Here is a 22,040-nt window from a genome sequence, read left to right as displayed (position 1 = left end):
CCTCCTTACCACACAAAGGCCAGCACTTCGCCGCCCACGTTTTCCTTGCGCGCCTCGCGGTCGGTCATGATGCCCTTGGAGGTGGAAACGATGGCGATGCCAAGGCCTTTCATCACTTTCGGCATGTCCTCGCAGTTTGCGTACATGCGCAGGCCGGGTTTGGAGACCCGGCGCAGACCCGTGATGACATGGGACTTGCTCGGGCCATATTTCAAGTTGATGCGGATAGTGCCCTGCTTATTATCTTCTATAACGGTATAATTCCGGATATACCCCTCGTCGAGCAGAATACGGGCGATGGCCTTCTTCAAATTGGACGCGGGGATATCGACGGTATCATGCTTAGCCGAATTTGCATTGCGGATGCGGGTAAGCATATCGGCGACGGTATCGGTGACTTGCATGCGTCGAAACCTCCTTTCGAGCTGTATTACCAGCTGGCCTTTTTCACACCGGGAATCTCGCCTTTGTAGGCAAGATTGCGGAAGCAGATACGGCAGACGCCGTATTTACGGAGATAGGCGTGCGGCCGGCCGCAGATTTTGCAACGGTTATAGCTCCGGGTGGAGAATTTCGGCGTCCTCTGCTGCTTGATTTTCATTGATAACTTTGCCACAACACAACCCCCTTATTTACGGAACGGCGCGCCGAACAGGGTGAGCAGTTCTCTTGCTTCCTCGTCGGTCTGCGCGGTGGTCACAAAAATAACATCCATGCCACGCACTTTATCCACTTTATCATAATCGATTTCCGGGAAGATCAACTGCTCTTTCAGGCCAAGCGCGTAGTTGCCGCGGCCGTCGAACGAGTTGGGGTTGATGCCTCGGAAGTCGCGCACGCGCGGCAGAGCCGTGTTGAACAGGCGGTCGATGAACTCATACATCCTGTTCTGGCGCAGCGTAACCTTCACGCCGATGTTCATGCCCTCGCGCAATTTGAAGTTTGCAACAGACTTGCGGGCCTTGGTCACCACCGGCTTCTGGCCGGTGATCATGCCGATCTCTTCCATCACCGCGTCGATGGCCTTGGCATTGTCGCGCGCGTCTCCGCAGCCGACGTTGATAACCACTTTCTCGATTTTGGGGATCTGCATCACGCTTTTATAATTGAACTTCTTCATTAGCGCAGGAGCGATTTCGTTTTTATAGGTTTCTCTGAGTCTGGCCATGTGCTATCCTCCTGAAACTCACAGAGTTGCGCCGCATTTGCGGCACACTCTGGTCTTGGTCCCGTCCTCGGCGATGGTGTGGCCGATACGGGTGGGTTTTCCGCACTTGGGGCAGACGATCATGACCTTGCTGGCATACAGTGCGCCCTCGGCTTTGACAATGCCGCCCTGCTCACCCATTTTGCGCGGCTTGACATGCTTGGTGACCATGTTGCGGCCTTCCACGATGACCTTGCCTTCTTTGGGGCTCACTTCGAGCACTTTGCCCTGTTTGCCGCGATCCTTACCGGAAATGACCTGCACGGTGTCGCCTTTTTTGACGTGCACTTTGCTCATAACAATTGCGCCTCCCATCAAAGCACTTCGGGAGCAAGGCTGAGGATCTTGAGATATTCCTTCTCGCGCAGTTCCCTCGCCACCGGCCCGAAAATGCGGGTGCCCCGTGGGGTTTTATCTTCTTTTATGATGACCGCGGCGTTTTCGTCAAAGCGGATGTGCGTGCCGTCCAGCCGGCCCACGCCTTTGACGGAACGGACGATGACGGCTTTCACCACGTCGCCTTTTTTCACAACGCCGCCGGGTGTTGCTTTTTTGACCGAAGCCACGACGATATCGCCGATGTTGGCATAGCGCCGACGGGAGCCGCCGAGCACACGGATGCACATCAGTTCCTTCGCGCCGGTGTTATCTGCCACTTTCAGATACGTTTGCTGTTGAATCACGGTGCCGCCTCCTTCCTAAACGGATGACTTATTTCGCTCTTTCGAGGATCTTGACCAGACGCCAGCGCTTGTCTTTGGAGAGCGGGCGGGTCTCAGTGATGGAAACGCGGTCGCCGATTTTGGCTTCGTTGTTCTCATCATGGGCTTTCAGGCGCAGCGTGCGCTTGATGATCTTTTTATACAGCGGGTGCTTGACGTTGTCCTCAATGGCAACCACCAGCGTTTTGTCCATTTTATCACTCACCACGCGGCCCACGCGGGTTTTGCGCAGTGTGGTTCTTTCGCTCATGGATGTTCCTCCTTCCAAAGCCTTAGGCGCCTTCGCGCATTTCCGTTTCGCGCAACACCGTTTTGATGCGGGCAATGTCCTTCTTCACGGCCTTGATCCGCATGGGGTTCTCCAGCTGGTTGATGGCGAGTTGGAAACGAAGGTTGAAAAGCTCAGCTTTGAGGTCCTTGAGCTGGCTGTTGAGGTCTTCGACCGATTTGGTCCGGATCTCCTGTGCTTTCATGACTGCTCACCATCCGTTTCTTCCTTCTTAACAAACTTGCATTTGATGGGCAGTTTGTACATCGCAAGGCGGGTGGCTTCGCGGGCGATTTCCTCGGACACGCCGCCAATCTCGAACAGGATACGGCCGGGTTTCACCACGGCCACCCAGTATTCGGGAGAGCCTTTACCGGAGCCCATGCGGGTCTCGGCCGGCTTCTCGGTGATGGGCTTGTGCGGGAATATCTTGATCCAGACCTGGCCGCCGCGCTTGGTGAAACGGGTCATGGCGATACGGGCGGCTTCGATCTGGTTGGACGTGATCCACGCCGGCTCCAGCGCCTGGATGCCGTACTCGCCGTAGGTGACGGTATTGCCGCGCAGGGCCCGGCCGGTGAGACGGCCGCGCTGCTGACGGCGGAACTTGACGCGTTTGGGCATCAGCATTACTGCTCTCCCCCTTCCTTGGGTGCTCTGCGGACTTCCGGCAAAACCTCGCCCTTGTAGATCCAGACTTTTACGCCGATGCGGCCGTAGGTGGTCTTCGCTTCGGAAAACCCATAGTCGATATCGGCGCGGAGCGTCTGCAGGGGGATGGTGCCTTCGTGGTAGTGCTCCACGCGCGCGATCTCGGCGCCGCCCAAGCGACCTGCGACGGTGACTTTGATGCCCTTGGCACCCAGTTTCATGGCGCGGCCGATGGACTGCTTCATGGCGCGACGGAACGAAATACGTTTTTCAAGCTGCGCGGCAATGTTCTCGGCCACGAGCTGCGCGTTCACGTCCGGGCTGCGCACTTCCACGATATTGATGGAAACCGGCTTGCCCAGTCTGGCCTCGAGCTCGGTACGCAGCTTGTCGATCTCGACGCCGCCCTTGCCGATAACCATGCCGGGTTTTGCGCAGTGGATGTGAATGCGGACGCGGGAAGCGTCGCGTTCGATCTCGATGCGCGGGATGCCGGCTGAAAACAGTTTCTTTTTAAGGTAATTCCGCAGGTTGTAGTCCTCCACGAGGAGATCGCCGAAGACATTGTCCTTGGCAAACCAGCGGGAATCCCAGTCTTTGATAACGCCCACACGCAAACCGTGCGGATTGACTTTCTGGCCCATACTTTCCCTCCTCTTAAGCGTTTTTCGGTTCCGCAGCTTCCTCGAGCGCGATGGTCACATGGGACGTGCGCTTGAGGATGGGGAACGCGCGGCCGTGCGCTCTGGGACGGATCCGTTTGAGCATGGGGCCCGGGCAGACAAAGCACTCCGACACATACAGCCGGGAAACATCCATGGCGTGGTTGTTTTCGGCATTGGCGATGGCCGACTGGAGCAGTTTGATCAGGTATTCGCTGGCCGATTTCGGCGTGTGTTTCAAAATCGCGACGGCGACGTCAACCGGTTTGTTGCGGATGAGGTCGAGCACGATCTGAACCTTGCGGGGCGCGATACGCGCGTAGCGCAGGTGTGCAACTGCTGGCATGGGGTTCCTCCTTCCTGCATTATCTGGAATTGCTGACTTTAGAGCCGGAATGGCCCTTGAACGTACGGGTGGGGGCAAACTCACCGAGCTTGTGACCCACCATGTCCTCCGTGACATACACGGGCACATGCTTGCGGCCGTCGTGCACGGCGATGGTATGGCCGACAAATTCCGGGAAAATGGTGGACGCGCGGCTCCATGTCTTGAGCACGGTCTTCTCGCCGGATTTGTTCAGCGCCACAACGCGCTTCATCAGCGCTTCTTCTACATAAGGCGGTTTTTTCAAGCTTCTGCTCATACCGTAAAGGTCCTCCTTTCAGCACGCGGGCACGGGCCCGCGCAGAAATTATTTGCCGCCGCGGCGTTTGACGATGAATTTATCGGAAGCCAGCTTCTTCTTGCGGGTCTTGTAACCGAGGGTCGGCTTGCCCCACGGGGTAACCGGGCCGGGACGGCCGATCGGGGATTTACCCTCACCACCGCCGTGCGGATGGTCGTTCGGGTTCATGACGGAACCGCGGACGGTCGGGCGCCAGCCCATGTGGCGTTTGCGGCCCGCTTTACCGATCTTGACGTTCTCATGGTCGATGTTGCCGACCTGGCCGATGGTGGCGCGGCATTCCTGCGGCACGTTGCGCAGTTCGCCGGACGGCAGGCGGATGAGCGCCATGCCGTTCTCACGCGCCATCAGCTGGGCCATGATGCCCGCCGCGCGCGCAAGCTGGCCGCCTTTGCCGGGGTGCAGCTCGATATTGTGCACGAACGTACCGACCGGGATATCGGAAAGCGCCAGGCTGTTGCCGGGCTTGATGTCCGCTTCCTTGCCGGAGAGGACGGTGTCGCCCGCTTTGAGGCCGAGCGGTGCGAGGATATAGCGTTTCTCGCCGTCTTCATACTGGAGCAGGGCGATATAGGCCGAGCGGTTCGGATCGTACTCCACCGAAAGCACTTTGGCGGGCGCGTCGATCTTGTCGCGCTTGAAGTCGATGATGCGGTATTTCACGCGGTTGCCGCCGCCGCGATGGCGAACGGTGATGCGGCCGTAGCTGTTGCGGCCGGCGTGTTTGGGAAGGCTGACGAGCAGGCTCTTCTCCGGCTCCACTTTGGAAAGCTCCTCGAACGTGGGAACGGTCATGTTCCGCCGTGCCGGGGAAGTGGGGCCATATTTTCTGATTGCCATTCTGGTTTCACTCCCTTTTCGTTACGGAACGTTACGCGAGGCCTTCAAAGAACTCGATGGCTTTCGAGCCTTCTTTGAGCGTGACGATGGCTTTCTTCCAGTCGGAGGTATAGCCGGTGCTGCGGCCCACCCGGCGGGAGCGTCCGCGCACACTGATGGTGTTCACCTTGGCGACCTGCACGCCGAACAGTTCTTCGACCGCTTTGGCAATTTCGACCTTGCCGGCTTCGGACGCGACACGGAAGGTGTAGATTTTGTTGGCGATGCCGGCCATGCTCTTTTCGGTGATGACCGGACGGATGATGACGTCCTGAGGCGCTTTCATTATGCGTACACCTCCTCGAGTGCGGCGACCGCGTCTTTGGAAATGAAGAACTTATTGCTGTCAAGCAGGTCGTATACATTCAGGCTGCCCGTGCTGGCGGTTTTCACGCCCGGGATGTTGCGCGCGCTCTTGACAAGGTTCTCGTTGACGCCCGCGGTGACGAACAGCGCTTTTTTGCTCGTTTCAAACTTGCTGAGGATCGTGACGACCTGTTTGGTCTTGATCTCCGGGAGGGAGATGGCGTCCAGCACCACGAGCTCCCCGGCGGCCAGTTTGGCCGAAAGCGCGGACTTGAGAGCAAGACGGCGCACTTTCTTGTTCACGGTGTAGGTATAGCTGCGCGGCTTGGGGCCGAGCGCAATCCCGCCGTGTTTCCACTGCGGCGCGCGGGTGGAACCCTGGCGCGCATGGCCGGTGCCTTTCTGGCGCCACGGCTTGCGGCCGCCGCCGGAAACCTCGGAACGGGTGAGCGTGGACTGAGTGCCCTGCCGCTGGTTGGCCAGGTAGTTGACTACCACGGTATGCAGCGCGGTTTTGTTCGGCTCGATGCCGAACACGGAATCGGCAAGCTCGATCTCTCCGACCTGCTCGCCCGCGATGTTGAATACTGTCGCTTTAGGCATTGCGCATCCTCCTTCCCTTAGGCTTTTTTGACGCTGTCGGCGAGTATGACGATACCGCCTTTGGGGCCGGGAATGGCACCTTTCAGCGCGATGAGATTGTTTTCGGCGTCCACCTTGACCACGTCAAGGTTCTGCACGGTCACACGTTCGTTGCCCATCTGCCCGGCCATTTTCTTGCCCTTGGGCACACGGGACATATTGGTGCTGGCACCCATGGAACCGACTTCGCGGTGCACCGGGCCGGTACCGTGGGTCATCTTCAGGCGGTGGTGGCCCCAGCGCTTGATAACGCCGGCGTAACCTTTACCTTTGCTGGTGCCGGCCACGTCCACGCGGTCGCCCGCGGCGAATACGTCCGCTTTGACGATGTCGCCGACGTTCAAGGCGCTCATGTCCTCCAGACGGAACTCGCGCAGTACGCGCTTGGACGCGACGCCCGCCTTCTCAAAGTGGCCTTTTTCCGGTTTGTTCAGCAGCTTTTCGCGCACTTCTTCAAAACCGAGCTGCACACTTTCATAGCCGTCGACCTCGACGGTCTTTTTCTGCACCACAACGCAGGGCCCGGCTTCGATGACGGTGACGGGAATAACGTTCCCGCGCTCGTCGAAGAGCTGGGTCATGCCGATTTTTTTACCGATGATGCCTTTTTGCATGGAACCTGCCTCCTTTGGTTATTGGTTGGCCTCACGGGGCACATGCCCCTTTGCCAACATGACCTGCGCCGCGGGCAAACCCGCGCGCCGGCAATGGAGAAAACCGTGTTTTCTCAGAGCTTGATCTCGATCTCGACGCCCGCCGGCAACTCAAGGCCCATCAGCGCGTCCACCGTCTTGGGCGACGGGCGCAGGATGTCGATGAGCCGCTTGTGGGTGCGGGTCTCGAACTGCTCGCGGCTGTCCTTGTACTTGTGCACCGCGCGCAGGATGGTCACGATCTCGCGGTCGGTCGGCAGCGGCACCGGGCCGGACACACGCGCGCCTGTGCGCTTCGCGGTCTCCACGATCTTCTCCGCCGACTGGTCGATGAGCTGATGGTCGTAACTCTTGAGCCTGATACGAATCTTTTCCTTTACTGCCATCTTGGTTCGCCTCCTTGAATAATCCGGTTGCCGCCGATGCGATAAAAATTGAACACACATCCGGGTGTTTCGTGACCGGATAATGAAAAACCGGATAGCTGCAGGGTGCAAATCTATCCGGGAAAATGTCGCATCGCTACGCAAGGGCGCGAAAAGCGCCCGGCGTCCACTATGGTACCGCCCGGTTTAAAATCGGACATACTCCACGAAAATTACCCGCGAAAACGCGGCAACCTCTCGCTTCAACGCATATCTGCGCGTTTTTTTCAGCGCGCCTATACAGTATAGCATAAACCCCACATTGTTGCAAGGAAATATGTTTTAGCCTGTTTATAGAAATATGGTGCACGTTTTTGTATGGTGTGCACAAATCTGCCTAGATACCCTACACTTGACCAGCGGGGATGCCTGCCCAACGCGCGAATGTGCCGAATGTCATACCGGATCGTGACGTTTGGCATGTTCCAACCACTGGGTATCTCCTTTATAATACACTTGCAAGCCAATCATTCCGCTTCTGTCAGGGGGGTCTGTTATGAATCCGCAAATCTTCATTGCCATTTCCCTGTTCGTGATCATCCTCATGTTTTTAAGTGTCGCGCGAGGCAAAGTAAAGCGCTTCAACCTGGTGCTGATCTGGCTGGTGCCGGTTTTATTTCTTTCCGTCACCTCAGATGCATTCCTGCAGTTTCCCGCCCCCGCGCCCGCGATGCAGGTCGCGATTGCGCTGGCTACGATCGTTGGCGGATGCGCGGGATTCGGGATCGGGCTACTGCGCGGCAAATCCATGCGATTCGGCGTGGACGCAAGAGGGGTGTTCTACCGCAATTCATATGCAAGCGTTGCGTTCTACGCCGCCGTTATTCTTATCAAATTGAGCGTCCAACTGTTTTTCGTGGGGATGCCGTTCGCCTCGTTGCTCTCCCTTTCGCTGCTGGCGGTCTCCTGCGGTTCGATTTTCGGGCGGCGCATCTTCATCACGTACAAAGCGCTGCAACTGGCAAAATAGGCGGACACCGGTCACGACAAGCAGGGAGCACCCATGCAGTAAACATCTGCATGGGCGCTCCCTGCTATGGTCAGCCGATGATTTCTTTTTGTATCTTCCGGGACAAGGCCTGCAAAACGATCTGATACGATTGGTCGGCCATCTCGCGCACCACGTCATCCGGCACAACGCCATCCAGATAAAGCGAGTTCCAATGCACCTTATTCATATGATATCCCGGCACGATATCCGGATGGGTGCGGCGCAGAAAATCGCCGTACATCGGTTCCAGTTTCATGGTAAAGACCGGCTTGCCAGTCTTATCGCCGCCCTGCATAGCGAACATCTTTCCGCCGACAAAATACCGGGTGGCACTCCACTCTTCTTTATAATCTTTGGTGACGTCCATCTTAGACAAAAGATACTCATCCAACCATGGATACGGCATCCGTCTCCCCCACCTTCCCCGTGCGCGCCGTCTTAATAGGCCTTGCCCCAATAGACCATGTGTTTAGCGGGCTTGCCGCAGCAGATGCAAGTATCGGACAGATGCTCCTGCTCAAACGGGATGTTCCGGGAGGTCAGGCCCGCGTCCGTCTTGATTTTTTCCTCGCAGGCCTGGTCTCCGCACCACATGGCTTTGATAAAGCCGGGCTTTTCGTCCGCCGTGCGCACAAACCCGTCCCAGTCGGTGCAGGCATAGGTCATGGCGTTTTGCCGCTCCAGCGCTTTTTTGTAAAGCGCTTCGTGCACATCGTCCAGAATAGCGGGCAGGCGCGTTTCCAGTTCGTCCAACGAGACCTCGATTTTCTGCCGGTCGTCGCGGCGCACCACCACGCAGCGGTTCTGCTCGATGTCCCGCGGGCCGATCTCCAGCCGCAGGGGCACGCCTTTCATCTCATATTCGGCAAACTTCCAGCCAGGCGAGTTATCGGATGCATCCAGCTTCACGCGCAGCGTCTTCTGCAGGCGGACAAGCAGCTCGTTTGCTTTCTCAAGCACGCCGGGCTTGTGCATGGCTACCGGCACGATGACCAACTGCGTGGGCGCGATGCGGGGCGGCAGCACCAGACCGCTGTCGTCGCCGTGCACCATGATGATGGCACCGATGAGACGGGTGGTCACGCCCCACGAGGTCTGGAACGGGTATTTGAGCGTGTTGTCCCGCCCGGTGTACTGGATATCGAACGCGTGGGTGAACCCGTCGCCCAGATAATGCGACGTGCCGCTTTGCAGGGCCTTGCCGTCGTGCATCATCGCCTCGATGGAGCAGGTATCCACCGCGCCCGCGAACTTTTCCTTTTCGGTTTTTCGGCCTTTCACCACTGGCATGGCCAGCACCTGCTCGCAAAAATCCGCATAGATATTGAGCATGCGGGTGGTTTCTTCGCGGGCTTCCGCTTCCGTCTCATGCAGGGTGTGCCCCTCCTGCCACAAAAACTCCAGTGAGCGCAGGAACGGCCGGGTGGTCTTTTCCCACCGCACCACCGAGCACCACTGGTTGTACAGCTTGGGCAGGTCGCGGTAGCTGTGCACGATGTGCGAATAGTGCTCGCAGAACAGCGTCTCGCTGGTGGGACGCACGCAAAGCCGTTCTTCCAGTTTTTCGCCACCGCCGTGCGTCACCCACGCGACTTCCGGCGCAAAGCCCTCGATGTGGTCCTTTTCCTTTTGCAGCAGGCTCTCCGGGATGAACAGCGGCATATAGACATTCTCATGCCCGGTTTCCTTGAACTTCGCATCCAGCACCTTCTGGATGTTTTCCCAGATGGCGTAAGCGTACGGACGAATGAACAGGCAGCCGCGCATGCTCGAATAATCCACCAGTTCCGCTTTTTTCACGATGTCCGTATACCATTTGGCAAAGTCCTCTTCCATGGGGGTGATGGCCTCCACCAGTTTTTTGCCGCCGTCCTGTGCCATATCGTATTTCCGCCTTTCTATTAAAGCCGCCGCCCCGGCGGCCGTGCTACACATTCTATCCTATTATAAAAGGGCGTGGATTGAAATGCAACCCGCATTTCCGCAGCCCGCACCGCAAACGCCAGAAGGCGCGGGACCTGCGTCCCGCGCCTTCTGCGCTGTGAGCCATCTATCTGCTGGAAAAAACGGCCCTTGGGGAAAAACCGTGAACAGGAACAGCTTAGTACATGCCGCCCATGCCGCCCATGCCCGGATTCGGCATGGCCGGAGCAGCCGCTTCTTTTTCCTTCTTGTCGGCCACGAGGGACTCGGTGGTGAGCACCATGGCCGCCACGGAGGCCGCGTTCTGCAGCGCGCTGCGGGTCACCTTAGTCGGGTCCACAATGCGTGCCTCGAACATATCGGTGTAGGTTTCTTTGGCGGCGTTGAAGCCGTAGTTCACTTTGCCGCACTGGAGGATCTTGTCAACGATGACCGAACCTTCCAGACCCGCGTTGGCCGCGATCTGGCGCACCGGCTCCTCAAGGGCTTTGATGACGATGCGGATGCCGGTCTTCTCGTCGGCATCTTCCTCGGTATCGAGCAGCGCCTTCACGGACGGCAGGGTGTTCACCAGTGCGGTGCCGCCGCCGGCCACCAGGCCTTCGGCCACAGCCGCTTTGGTGGCTGACAGCGCGTCTTCGATGCGCAGTTTCTTTTCTTTCATCTCGGTTTCGGTCGCCGCACCCACGCGGAGAACCGCCACGCCGCCTGCCAGTTTCGCAATGCGCTCCTGGAGCTTCTCTTTGTCGAACTCGACGGTCGCGGCCGCGAGCTGGGCACGCAGCTGCGCAACGCGGTCTTTGATGGCCTGCGCGTCGCCGGCGCCTTCCACGATGGTGGTGTTGTCTTTGCTGACCTTGACCTGGCGGGCATGGCCGAGCTGCGCCATGGTGGTGTCTTTCAGCTCGAAGCCGAGGTCGCTGGAGATGACTTCGCCGCCGGTAAGAATGGCGATGTCACGCAGCATGTCTTTGCGGCGGTCGCCGTAGCCCGGGGCTTTGACGGCTACACAGGTAAAGGTGCCGCGCAGTTTGTTGACGATGAGGGTGGAAAGCGCCTCGCCCTCCACGTCCTCGGCAATGATGACCAGCTTTTTGCCGGCTTTCACGATTTCTTCCAGAAGAGGCAGGACATCCTGGATGCTGGAAAGCTTCTTATCGGTGATGAGCAGCAGCGCATCGTCGATGACGGCTTCCATCTTCTCGGTATCGGTGGCCATGTACGGGGTGATATAGCCACGGTCGAACTGCATGCCCTCGACCACATCGCAGGCGGTCTCGGCGGTCTTGGAATCCTCGACCGTGATGACGCCGTCGCTGGTCACTTTCTCCATCGCTTCCGCGATCAGTTTGCCGATGAAGGCATCGCCCGCGGAGATGGTGGCGGCGCTTTCGATGTCCGCCGGGCCGCTGATCTGTTTCGCATTTTTCTTCAAGGTCTCCACGGCGGCGTCGACCGCTTTCTGGATGCCCCGTTTGATGGCCATCGGGCTGGCGCCCGCGGCCACGTTTTTCATGCCTTCACGGATGAGCGCCTGCGCGAGCAGGGTGGCGGTGGTGGTGCCGTCGCCGGCCACGTCGTTGGTCTTGGTGGCGACTTCTTTGACCAGCTGTGCGCCCATGTTCTCAAACGGATCGTCCAGCTCGATCTCCTTGGCGATGCTCACGCCGTCGTTGGTGATGAGGGGCGAGCCGTATTTGCGCTCGAGCACCACATTGCGGCCTTTGGGACCGAGGGTGATCTTAACGGTATCGGCGAGTTGGTCCACGCCCTTCTGGAGCGCTTTGCGGGCGTCTTCGCCGTAAATGATCTCTTTTGCCATGGTAACCTATACCTCCCGTAATTTACAGGGTTGCCTTCCGGGCACCTGATCAGACTGTTTGCGAACGGGCCTGCCTTTTCCGATTTACGGACAGGCTCTTATTCCACAACGGCCAGAATGTCGTTCTGCCGCACGATGGTGTATTCTTCCCCATCGACCTTCACTTCGGTGCCGGCATATTTGCTGGCGATGACCTTCTGGCCAGGCTGCAGATACATCTGCACTTCCTTGCCGTCCACCAGGCCGCCGGGACCCACCGCGACCACTTCCGCCACCTGGGGTTTTTCCTTGGCGTTGTCCGGCAGGATGATGCCGCCCCGGGTGGTTTCCTCCGCCTCGACCAGTTTAATAACGACTCTGTCCGCAAGAGGTTTCAGTGCCATTTTCAAATTCCTCCTTGAACGAATTTTATACCTGCAAACAATTAGCACTCCATTTCCTTGAGTGCTAAGACTATTGTAATCACGCGCCCCATAAAAATCAAGGGGCCTTGCGGGAATATTTGCATTTTCGTCAATCTGCCAAACAGCATACAGACAAACACGGAATTCTTTGTGTTTTTTGCCTATTTTTTCACACGCGGACGAAAATACTGAAACAATTCGCAACGGATCATGCCGTTATACAGCTTGCGGCGTTTGTCGGCACGCGCGCCGAACAGCGCTTCGAACCGGTCGCTGGGGCTGATGATATAGAACTGAAACTGCGGCAACCTGCGGTAGAGCGCACCCAACTCGGCATAGAGTTCCTCCGCTTGGCGCACTTCCAGCATGCGCTCGCCGTATGGCGGGTTGCACACCACCTCGCCGCGCGCCTGCTCGGGCGAAAAATCGCGCACATCGCGCCGGGCAAAGCGGATGCTTTCCCCCACGCCCGCGCGACCGGCGTTTTCCCGCGCCAACGCCACGGCGGCGGGGTCGATGTCGCTGCCTTCGATCAGGCAGGGCTTGCGATCCACCGCATCCCGCGCGGCGGCGCGTGCCTCCCGCCACACCGCGGCGGGCAGCCAGCCCCAACGCTCGGCGGCAAAGCTGCGGTTCAGGCCGGGCGCGATGTTCTGCAGCAGCATGGCCGCCTCGATGACCAGCGTGCCGGAGCCGCACATGGGATCGCAAAAAAGCTTGTCCGCAAACGGGCGGGACAGGCGCACGATCGCCGCCGCCAGCGTCTCCTTCAGCGGCGCCTCGTTGGACTTGGGGCGGTAGCCGCGCTTGTGCAGGCCGTCGCCCGAGGTGTCCAGACAGATATCCACAATGTCCTTGTGAATGGAAAAACGGATCTGCACCAGCGGGCCGGTCTCCTCGAACCATTCCACATGGTGGCGGGTCTTCAGCCGCTCCACAGCCGCTTTTTTGATGATGGCCTGGCAGTCCGGCACGCTGTGCAGCGTGGATTTGAGCGACCAGCCTTTCACCGGGAATGCGTCGTGTTTGCCCACGAATTCCTCCCACGGCAGGGCGCGCACCCCCTCAAACAGCTCCTCGAAACTGCGAGCGGGGAATTCGCCCAGCCGCACGAGCACCCGTTCGGCACAGCGCAGGCCAATGTTGGCGCGCGCGATGCCGTCTTTGTCCGCCGTGAATGTCACGCGCCCGTCGGCCGCGGCCGCGTCGGCAAAGCCAAGTGCACGCGCTTCCTCCGCCACCAGGCTCTCCAGCCCAAACAGGCAGGGGCAAACCACTGTATACGCCATTGTCTCTCCATCCCATCCGCACATACGCCCAGTTTACCGGACATCTCCCGAAAAAACTGCCGAAACATGCCGGTGCGTACTGCCATATCGGTTTATTATACCCGATTTTCCCAGCCGATACAACCGTGCTCTCACTCGCTGGGGCGGCAGCCTGTCATCTTTTTTTCACCACTTCGTAACGGTTTGCACACCGTATTTGTCCTGCCCGCCTGCTAGACTGGAAGAGAGCGGACAATCCATCTTATGACATGAAAGACGGGAGACGAAACATGAAAAAAAAGCTGCTCGCACTCGGATGCGGCCTGCTTCTGCTGGCAGGCTGCTCCATCGCGCCGCATCACACCACTCCGGCCATTTCCGCCCGAATCAGCGCACCGCAGTCCGGCCAAAGCGCGGCTTCGGAGGGCTCTGGCGCCCCCTCCGCTCCGGTGCTGAAAGGCCCGCTTTTCACCGCCGGCAGCGGCCCGTATCTGCCGCCGGCCGGCACGGTGCAGACCGTCGATTCCGCCGCCGCGGACGAGATCCATCTCTATTGGGAAAAAGCCTATCCCCTGGCCCAAAACCCGCCCGATTTTGCATTCTACGACGCAAACGATCCCGTTTCTGAGGATGCGGGCGAAGAAACCGCGCTGCTGCAAAAATACGGCGCAAACCTCTATCTGAAAGGGTTAAAAGAGACCAGCTATGTTGTGCAGTGGGAAAGCGCCTATGCGCTCATCGGCTATTGCGGTGTGCCGTCGGCAAAAGAGCAGGCCGTACCCCTGCTGCGGGAGCTGGAGAAAACCTCGCCTTCCAAAAACGTGCGAAATGCCTGCACTTTCACGCTGGACGTGCTGGATGGCTCGTTTTCCAGCCCGCACATTTCCGCCAGCAGCGACCGCAAAACACTGGCGTTTGCCGACCATTTTGAAGCCACGCTGGGCGGCGGACACCGCTTGTGGACCCTCCGGGACGGTAAGCTCTATCTGGATACGCTGAGCGTGGACGGCTATACCTCGTCCATCGCACAGGCGGCCGTTTCCCCCGACGGGAAGCATGTGGCCGTCAACCTGACCGGCCGCAAGGGGTCGTGGGGGTTCATCATCACGCTCGGACAGCCCGACACACTCTCCGGCGAGCTCATCGGCACGATGGCCGCGCCTCTGCAAAAAAAGGGCTACACCCTCTACCGTGAAGGCGCGCCCGCCAATCCGGATTGGCACGGCGTCTATTACAGCAACATCCAAAACCTTTCATGGACGGGCAGCGACACCCTCAAGCTGGATGTAGACATGCAGGTCACCGACCACCCCGCCCCCTCGGCACTTGAGGGGGATGCCCGACTGTCGGGTACGGTGCTATACCATCCGTCCGACGGTACGTTCGACTTCGGCGGACTTACCAAGTCCCCCGGTGTCAGATGACACTGCTCTTGCACTGCAGTGCCGGTCGGCTTTCCGGGACAGCACGGCGCCGGAAATCCCTTTGCGATGTTTATCAAGGCTCCGGATAAGAACACCACACGCGCCGACAACACAAAGGGCGGACGGTTGAAGCAACCGTCCGCCCTCGTTAAAACCGGTGGTCCGTCGCGCGCCGGCAATTATTCCTCATCGTCCGCCACAGGCTCCAGCAGACCGTAGCCGCCTTTGCTGCGCTTGTAGACAATATTGACCGTTTCGGTCTTTGCATTCTGGAACGCAAAGAACAGGTGCCCGGAAAGGTTCATCTGCAGGATGGCCTCCTGCACGTCCATCGGCTTGACGGGGAACGATTTCACCTTCACCACGTCAAACGTCGGCACGGCCTCCATCGGCGGAATATCCGGCAGCTCCGGCACACTGTCAAACGCGCCGACACGCAGCCGTTTTTCAAGCCGGGATTTGTTTTTATGGATCTGGCGCAGAATATGATCGACGGCAACATCGAGCGAGGCGGACATATCCAGCGACGTTTCTTCCGACCGGAACACGATGCCCTTGTTCTTGATGGTGATCTCGACAGTCTGCCGGTCTCCCTCAACCGTAACGGTCACAAATGCCGTCGCGTCGGGTTCAAAAAAGCGGTCGAATTTACCGACTTTCTTGGTGACCTTTTCTTTGAAGGGATCTTTGAGATGCGTTTTGCGGCCTGTAATGTTGACATGCATGGGACCATCTCCTTATTGTACGCGTATCGCGCCGGCTTTCAAAAAGCCGCAGTTGTGTAATTTGGACATAAAATGCTTTGCATTCGTCCGAATTTATATGGAATTTTCTATATTATAGCAGGTCGAATGGCGAATGGCAAGACCTTGTCCCAAAAAACCTTAAAAAACAGAACACGGCCCGCTCCGGGGCCGCTTTCCGTCGCATCATACCGGCCTATAGCCCCCGGTTTATGTTGATGCCGTCGAAGCATCCGGCTCCAGCACCCCGACCTCCCACTCGTAGAACCGCCCGTGAAATTGTCTGGCAAGCTCCACGGCGCGGCCGGTGTTGCAATCCATACGCGCAAGGCCCACCCGACCAGTCAACTGCACGCAGACGGCATGCGCAAAAGCGGGACCGTCGCCGTCCACACTCGCTTCCCGCTCCCGGTCATAATACCGGCTGCCCTCGTAGCCGAGCGGCACAGCCTGCTCCGCGAAGGCACGCGCGTCTTCCCGCCGGGCAAAATAAAACGTATAGACCTGCGGCACGGCCTGTGAAAAATCAAAGCCGTCCGCCTCCATATTGTCGTATAAAAACCGGTTGTGGATCTGCTGATATTCCGTGTCGTCCGGATAGACCTCTTCATGGAAGCGCTGCCAGTCCGCATCGGTGCTGCAGGTCACCGATGCCTCCAGCCCCCTGCGTTTCAAAAACCGTTTGAACGCGCGCCTGCTTTGCCGGACTCCACGCGCGTAAAGGTACAGCGTCAGCCGCTTCTGCCGCGCGTCCAGCGCATATCCGCAGAAAACCAGCCGCTTCCGCCGGCAGAAAAAAACGCAGTCCTCCAGAAGGATGTCAACTTCCTCCGCAGGTTCCTGCTCCGCATCGAACGAGACAGGAACCTCCCCGCGCAAAAACACGGTATATCCGGCCACCGGAGGCATCTCGCCCAACGGAAGGTCAGCCGCGCACAGGATGCCGTCGCGCTCATACTGCCAGAACGTTACGCTGGACGCGATGACGAACCGCTTGGCCAGCCGAAAGATCACGCCGGCCAAAACCGCCAGCAGGAAAGCCGCCAGCGCGGCAAACAAAACCGGGGACAGCCCCCATGCCCACGAAAGTGCGAACCGCACGCCGGTATAGAGCGCGGCACAGCCGACAGCCGCCGGCCACATGAGCAAAGAGCGCGCAAACCCAAACAGGAAAACGCCGATGCCCCAAAGCACCAGCGCGATGCCGCACGCCACCCAGACGACGGAAAAAGCCGGTGCACCCGCACCCAGCACCAGACCGGCGATGCCCGCCGCCGCCAGCAGAATGAACGCCAGCGAACGAAGCCGGCGCACCAGCTCCGAACAAGCCGCCAGCGAATAGGGTCTGGCAAAATAAACGCCCAGCGTTTTATGTATCACCATCTGCGTATAGGTCGGCCGCGGCTGCGTTTCCGCAGCCTGCGCGCCGGCTTCGTCCATCCGCGCGGAACACCCATCGCGCACGGCGTGAGATTGCCCCGTTTGGACGATGAAAGGCTGATGGTCCGCCATATGCCCTCCTTTTTCTCCGGTTGAAAACAGAAAATCCTTATTCCGCCCATGTTTTTTTCAAATACAGCATGTCGGTACAGCAAACACCGTCTTCATAGACCAGTTCGGGATAATTCCATGTGAAAAACCCGGGAACGGTGTGATGATATACAAAGCCGAACCTCTGATAAAACGGGGCGATTTTCGGCGTGGTGCCCACGTACATCGCGTGATATCGCCCGCTAAGACAGACGAACAAATACCGCAGCATGGCCGACGCATATCCATTGTTTTGATATGGCGTGTCTGTTGCCAGGTTTTTCAGTTCACAGGCGGCATCGGGCCCGTTCCGAGACCACCGCCGTGCACACCGGCGCCCCATCCTGCTCAGCCACAAACAGCCTGCCGGACGCCAGATAACCGTCGATCATGGCCTCGCAGGGATCGGCCAGCAGAAGCAGCGGCAAAAGCCGCTTTTTGTCCGCTGTGACCTCCCGGATCTCCATGACAACCTCCTTTATTTGACGCGACGGCCGCCGACCGCCACGAACACGGTATGCGCATAAAAATCCAGCGGATCGCCGTCGAACACGACCAGATCGGCGTCCTTGCCCGGACGCAGCGAACCTACGCGGTTTTCCAGATGCAGAATCTCCGCCGGGCGAATGGTGATGGCGCGCAGCGCGGCATCGTGCTCCATCCCTTCCCGCACCGCCAGCGCGGCGCAGAGCGGCAGGTATTGCACCGGCACGACCGGATGATCGGTGATGATGGCAGGATGTAAGCCGGCCTTCATCATCTGCCCCGGCGAAACCGGCGACTGGTTTTTCAACTCCGGTTTGGAACGGTCGCACAAAAACGGGCCGGACAGGATCTTCGCCTGTTCCGCCGCCAGCTCTTCCGCAATCAGGTGCCCTTCGGTGGCATGAACAATCACCGCATCCAGTTCAAACTCTTTGGCGATGCGCAGCGCGGTAAAGATATCGTCTGCGCGATGCGCATGGAAATGCGCCTGCACTTCTCTGGCCAGCAGCGGCAGCAGGGCTTCGCATTTATAATCGAACTCCGGTTCTTCCAGCTCGTCGTTTTCCCGGCAGGCCAGCAGTTTCTGACGGTAACGCATCGCCTTGAGCAGCTGCTCACGGATGATGGCGGCCGTGGCCATGCGCGTGGTGGGTGTTTCATCACGGTCGTGATAGACCGTTTTGGGGTTCTCGCCCAATGCAAACTTGATGGCAACCGGCGCCTTGAGCAGCATGTCGTCAATGCGCCGGCCGGCGGTCTTCATCGCAATGAGCTGCCCGCTCACGGGATTGGCGCTGCCCGGCCCTGTGACCACGGTGGTTATGCCCGCCTCGCGCGCCTCGGCAAAACAGCGGTCAAGCGGATTGACCGCGTCCACCGCGCTCAGATGCGGGGTGGACGGGTCGGTCTTCTCGTTGCCGTCGTCCCCTTCGAAGCCCAGGCTGTCCTCCCACATACCCAGATGGGTATGCGCGTCTACCAGCCCCGGCAGCAAACTGCCGCCTTTTGCGTCGAATACGTCGCCCGCCGCCGCGGGGATCGTTTCCATGCCGCCCAGTGCCCGGATGCGCCCCCCCTCGGTTTCCAGCCAGCCGTTTTCGATCACTGCACCTTCCATGGTAAAGATGCGCGCATTTTGAATCAACACGTTTTTTTCCTCTATATGAATACAGGCCGCGCCGCCGAGAGCGGCGGCGCGGCAACAGCATGTTTTACGAACCAACAGACTATGCGCCTGCCGAACCATCGCGCTTCCTGAACAAAAACGCGGGCTGCGCCCGCTTCAGGCTGTGCAGCATCCCGTACAATCCATACTCCCCTGAACAAAACGCGGGCAGCGCCCGCCCCGTTCAGTTGAGGTAGTGGATGGCGGCATTGGCGGCGTTGGCACCGTCGGCAGCGGCGGTAACAAGCTGCCGCAGGGCCTTTTGGCGGATATCCCCCGCCACGAACACACCCGGCAGCGGCGTGATGCAGGATTCGTCCGCATCCACGTAGCCGCCCTTGTCCAGCGGGAGTACATCGGCCAGCAATTCGGTGCGCGGCCTGGTCCCAACGGCGATAAACACGCCCGCCACCGGCAGCTCACGCGTTTCACCGGTTTTGCTGTTTTTCAGCGCCAGGCCAGTCACGGCATTTTCCCCTTCGATACGCTCCACTCCGGTGTCAAAGATTTTTTCCACGTTGGAAAGCCCGTCCAGCTTCCGCTGGAGATACCCTTCGGCCCGGAACTGGTCACGGCGATGGATGATCGACACCTTTTCACAGATATTGGCCAGATAGATGGCATCTTCCACCGCGCTGTTCCCGCCGCCGACAACCGCCACCGCTTTTTGGCGGAAAAAGTTGCCGTCGCAGGTGGCACAATAGGAAACACCCCGCCCGGTGAATTCCTTTTCACCCGCCGCGCCCAGCAGGCGGCGCTCTGCGCCCATGGCCAGCACCACCGCCCGGGCCTCATAGGTCTCTTTTGCCGTGTGCACTTTTTTGACCTTGCCGCCGAGTTCAAACTCCGTGACATCCCCATACACCAGTTGGGAACCCACCGCCTTGGCGTGCTTCTCCAGATTGGAGGAAAAGTCGAACCCGGAGATGAGCGTGTTTCCCGGCCAGTTTTCTATTTCGTAGGTTGTGGCGGCCTGTCCGCCCACGCCCATCCGCTCCAGGATCATCGTGGAAAGCCCTGCGCGCGCGGCATATACCGCCGCCGTAATGCCCGCCGGCCCGCCGCCGACAATCAAAACATCCACCATACAAACCCCACCTTTAAAAATTCAAAAATTTTTTTGCATATATGTGTTTACATTTTTTTCTATTTATGGTAATCTATATATGCAACTCCCTTCATACCCTTTCACTTCCCCAAAACTCATTTGATTTTGGCCGCCGCAAGGCGGCTGTTTTTTTACCTGTGGAACGGGGAAATAAAAAAAGCGGCCCCAAACCCCCGTGCGCGCCCGGCCCCCGGCCTGCTGCGGGCGCAACGCCCCGCAGCAAGATCGGCTGCACCTCGCGTATCCACAGTTCGGAACGGCTTTGACAAGACCGGCGCACCCGCGCAAGAGATGATCGGAAAACACCTGTGCACCCGGTTTATTTTGTGCCGACACGTCGGGAAACATTCCCGCGCTTGGGATCAATATATTTTTTCAGGTCGGACAGCTTTTCGTCGCTGGACTGTTTGAATTTGTTCATCATTTCTTCGAACGACAGGTTGTCGTTCCGGCGCGGGGACCATTCGTATCCGCCCGGACGCCCTCCTCCGGCCACCGGACGCCTCGGCGCCGGTGCGGCTTCCACCCGTTTCATGGAAAGGCTGACTTTCCCGTCATCGGTAATGGCCAGCACTTTAACCTTCACCGTCTGGTTTTCCTGCACAAAATCGCGGATTTCCTTGACGAATGTGGGCGCCACTTCGGAGATGTGCACCATGCCTGTTTTGCCGCCCGGCAATTCCACAAAAGCGCCGAACTTGGTAATGCCCGTCACTTTTCCTTCCAATACGGCTCCAACCTCAAGCTGCATAAAACCTGCTTATCCTCCCTAAAACGCGGTAAATCGAAACCGTTCTGCCACACGGGCCCCCTCAGCTGCTTGCAGCCGCTCCCGCGCGCAGAAAATCCCCCCGGTCACAGTCTATGAAAACAGCCGGAAATCGCCTGTCAGTTGCCCGCCACATTGATATAAATCCGGTCATTGGATTTGGTGTAGCCAAGCTTGTCCCGCGCGACACCGGCCATATACTGGTCGTTGTTTTCAGACAGGGCGCGCTCGATCTCGGCGTTCTGCCCCTGCTGCTGCTTATATTGCGTCTCCAGTTGTGCCAGCACGGCCTTGCGCTGACCGATCTGCACCTGCTGGTTAATCAGGGTGACGACGATATACAGAACGAATACCCCGAGCGCCATGCGGAAAATGATACTCTTATGCTTTTTCATCTGTCAGCCCCTGAAACATTATTTCTTAGGCGTATTGGGCCCAGCCGTCTTATAATGAGTTCTATGGAATAAATTATACATCACTTTGCGCGCAGGTTTCAAGCACCTTTTCACAACTTTGCGGTCTTTCGGCAGTCTTTTTTTCATTTGCCCGCATTTTTGGGAAACAAAGAGGCCGAATCGCCTGCCTGCACATGCCACGGGACGTTTCAGCCGCCTGCCGGCTTCCGCGGCGGCGCTGCGTGTTCGGGCGGCGAACCACCGCATCGCTTTTGACACGAGCACGCCCAGCGTGAAACGGTAAAACAGGAAACCCAGCAGTTCCCCTTCCAGCAGGAAAAACCGCACTTCTCCCGCGTTGCCCGCCAACAGGAATAAAAACGTGAACAATCCGCAGGCCAGCAGATACAGGCAGTCCCACAAAAAGGACAGGACTCTGCCGCAGGGTGAGAGCAGGCGGCCAAGGTAAAGCACATCGTACACCAGGCCGAACGCGCCGCCGATCCCCATGGAAAACAAGAACAGCATCATCTGGGAAGACACCGAAACGGTCAACTGCCATCCCCCTTATTTGAAGATCCGGCCAAAGAGCCCGCCGCCGCGGGGCACTTCATCCCGATAGGACAACGATGTGATATCCCCTTCGACATTGACCTCGCCGGTCTCCACACTGAGCTTGTTCATGTGCAGGTTGTAACCGTGCACCGTCAGTTCGCCCAGCTCGGTGAACAGCACCACCGTCTCCTCGTCGAAGCTGTCCACGTCGGTCACGCCGGACACGGTGAGCAGCCGCCTGTCCTCCAGAATGATATTATGTACTTTTTTTGGCATCTGGCTTTCCTGTTGCACCGCCATCATTTTTCCCCCCGCGCATTTTTCCGTCAGACGGATTTCGTTGCCCATATCCGGGC

Annotated in this window: 33 protein-coding genes; 2 read left to right on the top strand and 31 right to left on the bottom strand. The window is 58.5% G+C overall.

Annotation, left to right across the window (positions count from 1 at the left end; translation table 11 throughout):
• Positions 1–5: 5 nt before the first annotated feature.
• From rpsH to rpsJ, 16 genes are all read right to left on the bottom strand, one after another.
• Positions 6–404, bottom strand: coding sequence for a 30S ribosomal protein S8 (gene rpsH / locus ETHHA_RS01960; RefSeq protein WP_013484347.1), 399 nt, complete (start codon positions 402–404; stop codon positions 6–8).
• A 26-nt stretch (positions 405–430) separates the two neighbouring features.
• Positions 431–616 (bottom strand): type Z 30S ribosomal protein S14, encoded by a 186-nt coding sequence (locus ETHHA_RS01955; protein ID WP_013484346.1) that lies wholly within the window; start codon positions 614–616, stop codon positions 431–433.
• Positions 617–628: 12 nt separating this feature from the next.
• Complete coding sequence (gene rplE / locus ETHHA_RS01950) at positions 629–1,168, bottom strand: 50S ribosomal protein L5 (RefSeq protein ID WP_013484345.1); 540 nt, start codon at positions 1,166–1,168, stop codon at positions 629–631.
• Positions 1,169–1,186: 18 nt separating this feature from the next.
• Complete coding sequence (gene rplX, locus ETHHA_RS01945; protein WP_013484344.1) at positions 1,187–1,504, bottom strand: 50S ribosomal protein L24; 318 nt, start codon at positions 1,502–1,504, stop codon at positions 1,187–1,189.
• A 17-nt stretch (positions 1,505–1,521) separates the two neighbouring features.
• Positions 1,522–1,890 (bottom strand): 50S ribosomal protein L14, encoded by a 369-nt coding sequence (rplN, locus tag ETHHA_RS01940; RefSeq protein WP_013484343.1) that lies wholly within the window; start codon positions 1,888–1,890, stop codon positions 1,522–1,524.
• Positions 1,891–1,918: 28 nt separating this feature from the next.
• Positions 1,919–2,179, bottom strand: a complete 261-nt coding sequence (gene rpsQ / locus ETHHA_RS01935) for a 30S ribosomal protein S17 (protein WP_013484342.1) — start codon at positions 2,177–2,179, stop codon at positions 1,919–1,921.
• A gap of 22 nt (positions 2,180–2,201) precedes the next feature.
• Positions 2,202–2,402, bottom strand: coding sequence for a 50S ribosomal protein L29 (gene rpmC / locus ETHHA_RS01930; RefSeq protein ID WP_013484341.1), 201 nt, complete (start codon positions 2,400–2,402; stop codon positions 2,202–2,204).
• Positions 2,399–2,827, bottom strand: coding sequence for a 50S ribosomal protein L16 (rplP, locus tag ETHHA_RS01925; RefSeq protein WP_013484340.1), 429 nt, complete (start codon positions 2,825–2,827; stop codon positions 2,399–2,401). The genes rpmC and rplP overlap by 4 nt, the downstream gene beginning before the upstream one ends.
• Complete coding sequence (rpsC, locus tag ETHHA_RS01920) at positions 2,827–3,492, bottom strand: 30S ribosomal protein S3 (RefSeq protein ID WP_013484339.1); 666 nt, start codon at positions 3,490–3,492, stop codon at positions 2,827–2,829. The genes rplP and rpsC overlap by 1 nt, the downstream gene beginning before the upstream one ends.
• A 13-nt stretch (positions 3,493–3,505) precedes the next feature.
• Positions 3,506–3,856, bottom strand: a complete 351-nt coding sequence (gene rplV / locus ETHHA_RS01915; RefSeq protein WP_013484338.1) for a 50S ribosomal protein L22 — start codon at positions 3,854–3,856, stop codon at positions 3,506–3,508.
• Between the two features lie 19 nt (positions 3,857–3,875).
• On the bottom strand, positions 3,876–4,154 hold the full coding sequence (gene rpsS / locus ETHHA_RS01910) for a 30S ribosomal protein S19 (protein WP_013484337.1): 279 nt from the start codon (positions 4,152–4,154) through the stop codon (positions 3,876–3,878).
• A 48-nt stretch (positions 4,155–4,202) separates the two neighbouring features.
• On the bottom strand, positions 4,203–5,036 hold the full coding sequence (gene rplB / locus ETHHA_RS01905) for a 50S ribosomal protein L2 (RefSeq protein ID WP_013484336.1): 834 nt from the start codon (positions 5,034–5,036) through the stop codon (positions 4,203–4,205).
• Between the two features lie 31 nt (positions 5,037–5,067).
• Positions 5,068–5,361, bottom strand: coding sequence for a 50S ribosomal protein L23 (gene rplW / locus ETHHA_RS01900; RefSeq protein ID WP_013484335.1), 294 nt, complete (start codon positions 5,359–5,361; stop codon positions 5,068–5,070).
• Positions 5,361–5,984 (bottom strand): 50S ribosomal protein L4, encoded by a 624-nt coding sequence (rplD, locus tag ETHHA_RS01895; RefSeq protein WP_013484334.1) that lies wholly within the window; start codon positions 5,982–5,984, stop codon positions 5,361–5,363. The genes rplW and rplD overlap by 1 nt, the downstream gene beginning before the upstream one ends.
• A gap of 17 nt (positions 5,985–6,001) precedes the next feature.
• Positions 6,002–6,637: a 50S ribosomal protein L3 gene (rplC, locus tag ETHHA_RS01890; RefSeq protein ID WP_013484333.1), complete on the bottom strand. Its 636-nt coding sequence runs from the start codon at positions 6,635–6,637 to the stop codon at positions 6,002–6,004.
• Between the two features lie 113 nt (positions 6,638–6,750).
• Entirely contained in the window at positions 6,751–7,062 is a 312-nt protein-coding gene (gene rpsJ / locus ETHHA_RS01885; protein ID WP_013484332.1) for a 30S ribosomal protein S10, read from the bottom strand.
• A 535-nt stretch (positions 7,063–7,597) separates the two neighbouring features.
• On the opposite strand from rpsJ, the gene ETHHA_RS01880 reads away from it, so the two are divergent.
• On the top strand, positions 7,598–8,071 hold the full coding sequence (locus ETHHA_RS01880) for a hypothetical protein (RefSeq protein WP_013484331.1): 474 nt from the start codon (positions 7,598–7,600) through the stop codon (positions 8,069–8,071).
• Positions 8,072–8,141: 70 nt separating this feature from the next.
• Here ETHHA_RS01880 and ETHHA_RS01875 read toward each other — a convergent pair whose 3' ends face one another.
• The 5 genes from ETHHA_RS01875 to ETHHA_RS01855 form a co-directional block, all read right to left on the bottom strand.
• Complete coding sequence (locus ETHHA_RS01875) at positions 8,142–8,498, bottom strand: MmcQ/YjbR family DNA-binding protein (protein WP_013484330.1); 357 nt, start codon at positions 8,496–8,498, stop codon at positions 8,142–8,144.
• A 32-nt stretch (positions 8,499–8,530) separates the two neighbouring features.
• A complete protein-coding gene (gene proS / locus ETHHA_RS01870) occupies positions 8,531–9,928 on the bottom strand; it encodes a proline--tRNA ligase (protein WP_423219400.1) in 1,398 nt (465 codons plus the stop codon).
• Between the two features lie 265 nt (positions 9,929–10,193).
• Positions 10,194–11,837: a chaperonin GroEL gene (gene groL, locus ETHHA_RS01865; RefSeq protein ID WP_013484328.1), complete on the bottom strand. Its 1,644-nt coding sequence runs from the start codon at positions 11,835–11,837 to the stop codon at positions 10,194–10,196.
• A 98-nt stretch (positions 11,838–11,935) separates the two neighbouring features.
• Entirely contained in the window at positions 11,936–12,220 is a 285-nt protein-coding gene (locus ETHHA_RS01860) for a co-chaperone GroES (RefSeq protein WP_013484327.1), read from the bottom strand.
• Between the two features lie 182 nt (positions 12,221–12,402).
• Positions 12,403–13,530, bottom strand: a complete 1,128-nt coding sequence (locus ETHHA_RS01855; protein ID WP_013484326.1) for a THUMP domain-containing class I SAM-dependent RNA methyltransferase — start codon at positions 13,528–13,530, stop codon at positions 12,403–12,405.
• Positions 13,531–13,799: 269 nt separating this feature from the next.
• On the opposite strand from ETHHA_RS01855, the gene ETHHA_RS01850 reads away from it, so the two are divergent.
• Positions 13,800–14,933 carry a hypothetical protein gene (locus tag ETHHA_RS01850; RefSeq protein ID WP_013484325.1) on the top strand — a complete coding sequence of 378 codons (1,134 nt, stop codon included), beginning with the start codon at positions 13,800–13,802 and terminating at the stop codon, positions 14,931–14,933.
• A gap of 179 nt (positions 14,934–15,112) precedes the next feature.
• Here ETHHA_RS01850 and hpf read toward each other — a convergent pair whose 3' ends face one another.
• The 10 genes from hpf to yabP form a co-directional block, all read right to left on the bottom strand.
• A complete protein-coding gene (gene hpf / locus ETHHA_RS01845; RefSeq protein WP_013484324.1) occupies positions 15,113–15,658 on the bottom strand; it encodes a ribosome hibernation-promoting factor, HPF/YfiA family in 546 nt (181 codons plus the stop codon).
• Positions 15,659–15,886: 228 nt separating this feature from the next.
• Positions 15,887–17,188, bottom strand: coding sequence for a ribonuclease E inhibitor RraB (locus ETHHA_RS01840; protein WP_013484323.1), 1,302 nt, complete (start codon positions 17,186–17,188; stop codon positions 15,887–15,889).
• Positions 17,189–17,225: 37 nt separating this feature from the next.
• Positions 17,226–17,549, bottom strand: a complete 324-nt coding sequence (locus tag ETHHA_RS01835; protein ID WP_198009336.1) for a GNAT family N-acetyltransferase — start codon at positions 17,547–17,549, stop codon at positions 17,226–17,228.
• Entirely contained in the window at positions 17,494–17,673 is a 180-nt protein-coding gene (locus ETHHA_RS15745) for a hypothetical protein (RefSeq protein WP_198009335.1), read from the bottom strand. Before ETHHA_RS15745 ends, ETHHA_RS01835 begins: the two co-directional genes overlap by 56 nt.
• 11 nt (positions 17,674–17,684) lie before the next feature.
• A complete protein-coding gene (locus tag ETHHA_RS01830) occupies positions 17,685–18,839 on the bottom strand; it encodes an amidohydrolase (protein WP_049776638.1) in 1,155 nt (384 codons plus the stop codon).
• A 202-nt stretch (positions 18,840–19,041) separates the two neighbouring features.
• On the bottom strand, positions 19,042–19,944 hold the full coding sequence (gene trxB, locus ETHHA_RS01825; RefSeq protein ID WP_013484321.1) for a thioredoxin-disulfide reductase: 903 nt from the start codon (positions 19,942–19,944) through the stop codon (positions 19,042–19,044).
• A gap of 340 nt (positions 19,945–20,284) precedes the next feature.
• The gene (locus tag ETHHA_RS01820; RefSeq protein WP_013484320.1) at positions 20,285–20,716 is read right to left on the bottom strand and encodes a S1 RNA-binding domain-containing protein; all 432 of its coding nucleotides are present in this window, start codon (positions 20,714–20,716) and stop codon (positions 20,285–20,287) included.
• A gap of 137 nt (positions 20,717–20,853) precedes the next feature.
• Positions 20,854–21,129 carry an FtsB family cell division protein gene (locus ETHHA_RS01815; RefSeq protein ID WP_013484319.1) on the bottom strand — a complete coding sequence of 92 codons (276 nt, stop codon included), beginning with the start codon at positions 21,127–21,129 and terminating at the stop codon, positions 20,854–20,856.
• 18 nt (positions 21,130–21,147) lie between these two features.
• A complete protein-coding gene (gene yabQ, locus ETHHA_RS01810; RefSeq protein WP_013484318.1) occupies positions 21,148–21,684 on the bottom strand; it encodes a spore cortex biosynthesis protein YabQ in 537 nt (178 codons plus the stop codon).
• A 12-nt stretch (positions 21,685–21,696) separates the two neighbouring features.
• A complete protein-coding gene (yabP, locus tag ETHHA_RS01805) occupies positions 21,697–21,987 on the bottom strand; it encodes a sporulation protein YabP (protein ID WP_242822083.1) in 291 nt (96 codons plus the stop codon).
• Positions 21,988–22,040 lie beyond the last annotated feature (53 nt).

It is taken from the genome of Ethanoligenens harbinense YUAN-3 (assembly GCF_000178115.2).
Taxonomy (GTDB): domain Bacteria; phylum Bacillota; class Clostridia; order Oscillospirales; family Ethanoligenentaceae; genus Ethanoligenens; species Ethanoligenens harbinense.
Note: the sequence above shows the minus strand (reverse complement) of the source record. Positions and strands in the feature narration are given on the sequence as shown.

Coding starts and splice junctions, on each gene's coding strand:
- rpsH (WP_013484347.1), bottom strand. CDS start 404: ATGCAAGTCACCGATACCGTCGCCGATATGCTTACCCGCATCCGCAAT.
- rplE (WP_013484345.1), bottom strand. CDS start 1,168: ATGGCCAGACTCAGAGAAACCTATAAAAACGAAATCGCTCCTGCGCTA.
- rplX (WP_013484344.1), bottom strand. CDS start 1,504: ATGAGCAAAGTGCACGTCAAAAAAGGCGACACCGTGCAGGTCATTTCC.
- rpsQ (WP_013484342.1), bottom strand. CDS start 2,179: ATGAGCGAAAGAACCACACTGCGCAAAACCCGCGTGGGCCGCGTGGTG.
- rpmC (WP_013484341.1), bottom strand. CDS start 2,402: ATGAAAGCACAGGAGATCCGGACCAAATCGGTCGAAGACCTCAACAGC.
- rplP (WP_013484340.1), bottom strand. CDS start 2,827: ATGCTGATGCCCAAACGCGTCAAGTTCCGCCGTCAGCAGCGCGGCCGT.
- rpsC (WP_013484339.1), bottom strand. CDS start 3,492: ATGGGCCAGAAAGTCAATCCGCACGGTTTGCGTGTGGGCGTTATCAAA.
- rplV (WP_013484338.1), bottom strand. CDS start 3,856: ATGCCAGCAGTTGCACACCTGCGCTACGCGCGTATCGCGCCCCGCAAG.
- rpsS (WP_013484337.1), bottom strand. CDS start 4,154: ATGAGCAGAAGCTTGAAAAAACCGCCTTATGTAGAAGAAGCGCTGATG.
- rplB (WP_013484336.1), bottom strand. CDS start 5,036: ATGGCAATCAGAAAATATGGCCCCACTTCCCCGGCACGGCGGAACATG.
- rplW (WP_013484335.1), bottom strand. CDS start 5,361: ATGAAAGCGCCTCAGGACGTCATCATCCGTCCGGTCATCACCGAAAAG.
- rplD (WP_013484334.1), bottom strand. CDS start 5,984: ATGCCTAAAGCGACAGTATTCAACATCGCGGGCGAGCAGGTCGGAGAG.
- rplC (WP_013484333.1), bottom strand. CDS start 6,637: ATGCAAAAAGGCATCATCGGTAAAAAAATCGGCATGACCCAGCTCTTC.
- rpsJ (WP_013484332.1), bottom strand. CDS start 7,062: ATGGCAGTAAAGGAAAAGATTCGTATCAGGCTCAAGAGTTACGACCAT.
- ETHHA_RS01880 (WP_013484331.1), top strand. CDS start 7,598: ATGAATCCGCAAATCTTCATTGCCATTTCCCTGTTCGTGATCATCCTC.
- ETHHA_RS01875 (WP_013484330.1), bottom strand. CDS start 8,498: ATGCCGTATCCATGGTTGGATGAGTATCTTTTGTCTAAGATGGACGTC.
- proS (WP_423219400.1), bottom strand. CDS start 9,928: ATGGAAGAGGACTTTGCCAAATGGTATACGGACATCGTGAAAAAAGCG.
- groL (WP_013484328.1), bottom strand. CDS start 11,837: ATGGCAAAAGAGATCATTTACGGCGAAGACGCCCGCAAAGCGCTCCAG.
- ETHHA_RS01860 (WP_013484327.1), bottom strand. CDS start 12,220: ATGGCACTGAAACCTCTTGCGGACAGAGTCGTTATTAAACTGGTCGAG.
- ETHHA_RS01855 (WP_013484326.1), bottom strand. CDS start 13,530: ATGGCGTATACAGTGGTTTGCCCCTGCCTGTTTGGGCTGGAGAGCCTG.
- ETHHA_RS01850 (WP_013484325.1), top strand. CDS start 13,800: ATGAAAAAAAAGCTGCTCGCACTCGGATGCGGCCTGCTTCTGCTGGCA.
- hpf (WP_013484324.1), bottom strand. CDS start 15,658: ATGCATGTCAACATTACAGGCCGCAAAACGCATCTCAAAGATCCCTTC.
- ETHHA_RS01840 (WP_013484323.1), bottom strand. CDS start 17,188: ATGGCGGACCATCAGCCTTTCATCGTCCAAACGGGGCAATCTCACGCC.
- ETHHA_RS01835 (WP_198009336.1), bottom strand. CDS start 17,549: ATGGGGCGCCGGTGTGCACGGCGGTGGTCTCGGAACGGGCCCGATGCC.
- ETHHA_RS15745 (WP_198009335.1), bottom strand. CDS start 17,673: ATGGAGATCCGGGAGGTCACAGCGGACAAAAAGCGGCTTTTGCCGCTG.
- trxB (WP_013484321.1), bottom strand. CDS start 19,944: ATGGTGGATGTTTTGATTGTCGGCGGCGGGCCGGCGGGCATTACGGCG.
- ETHHA_RS01820 (WP_013484320.1), bottom strand. CDS start 20,716: ATGCAGCTTGAGGTTGGAGCCGTATTGGAAGGAAAAGTGACGGGCATT.
- ETHHA_RS01815 (WP_013484319.1), bottom strand. CDS start 21,129: ATGAAAAAGCATAAGAGTATCATTTTCCGCATGGCGCTCGGGGTATTC.
- yabP (WP_242822083.1), bottom strand. CDS start 21,987: ATGATGGCGGTGCAACAGGAAAGCCAGATGCCAAAAAAAGTACATAAT.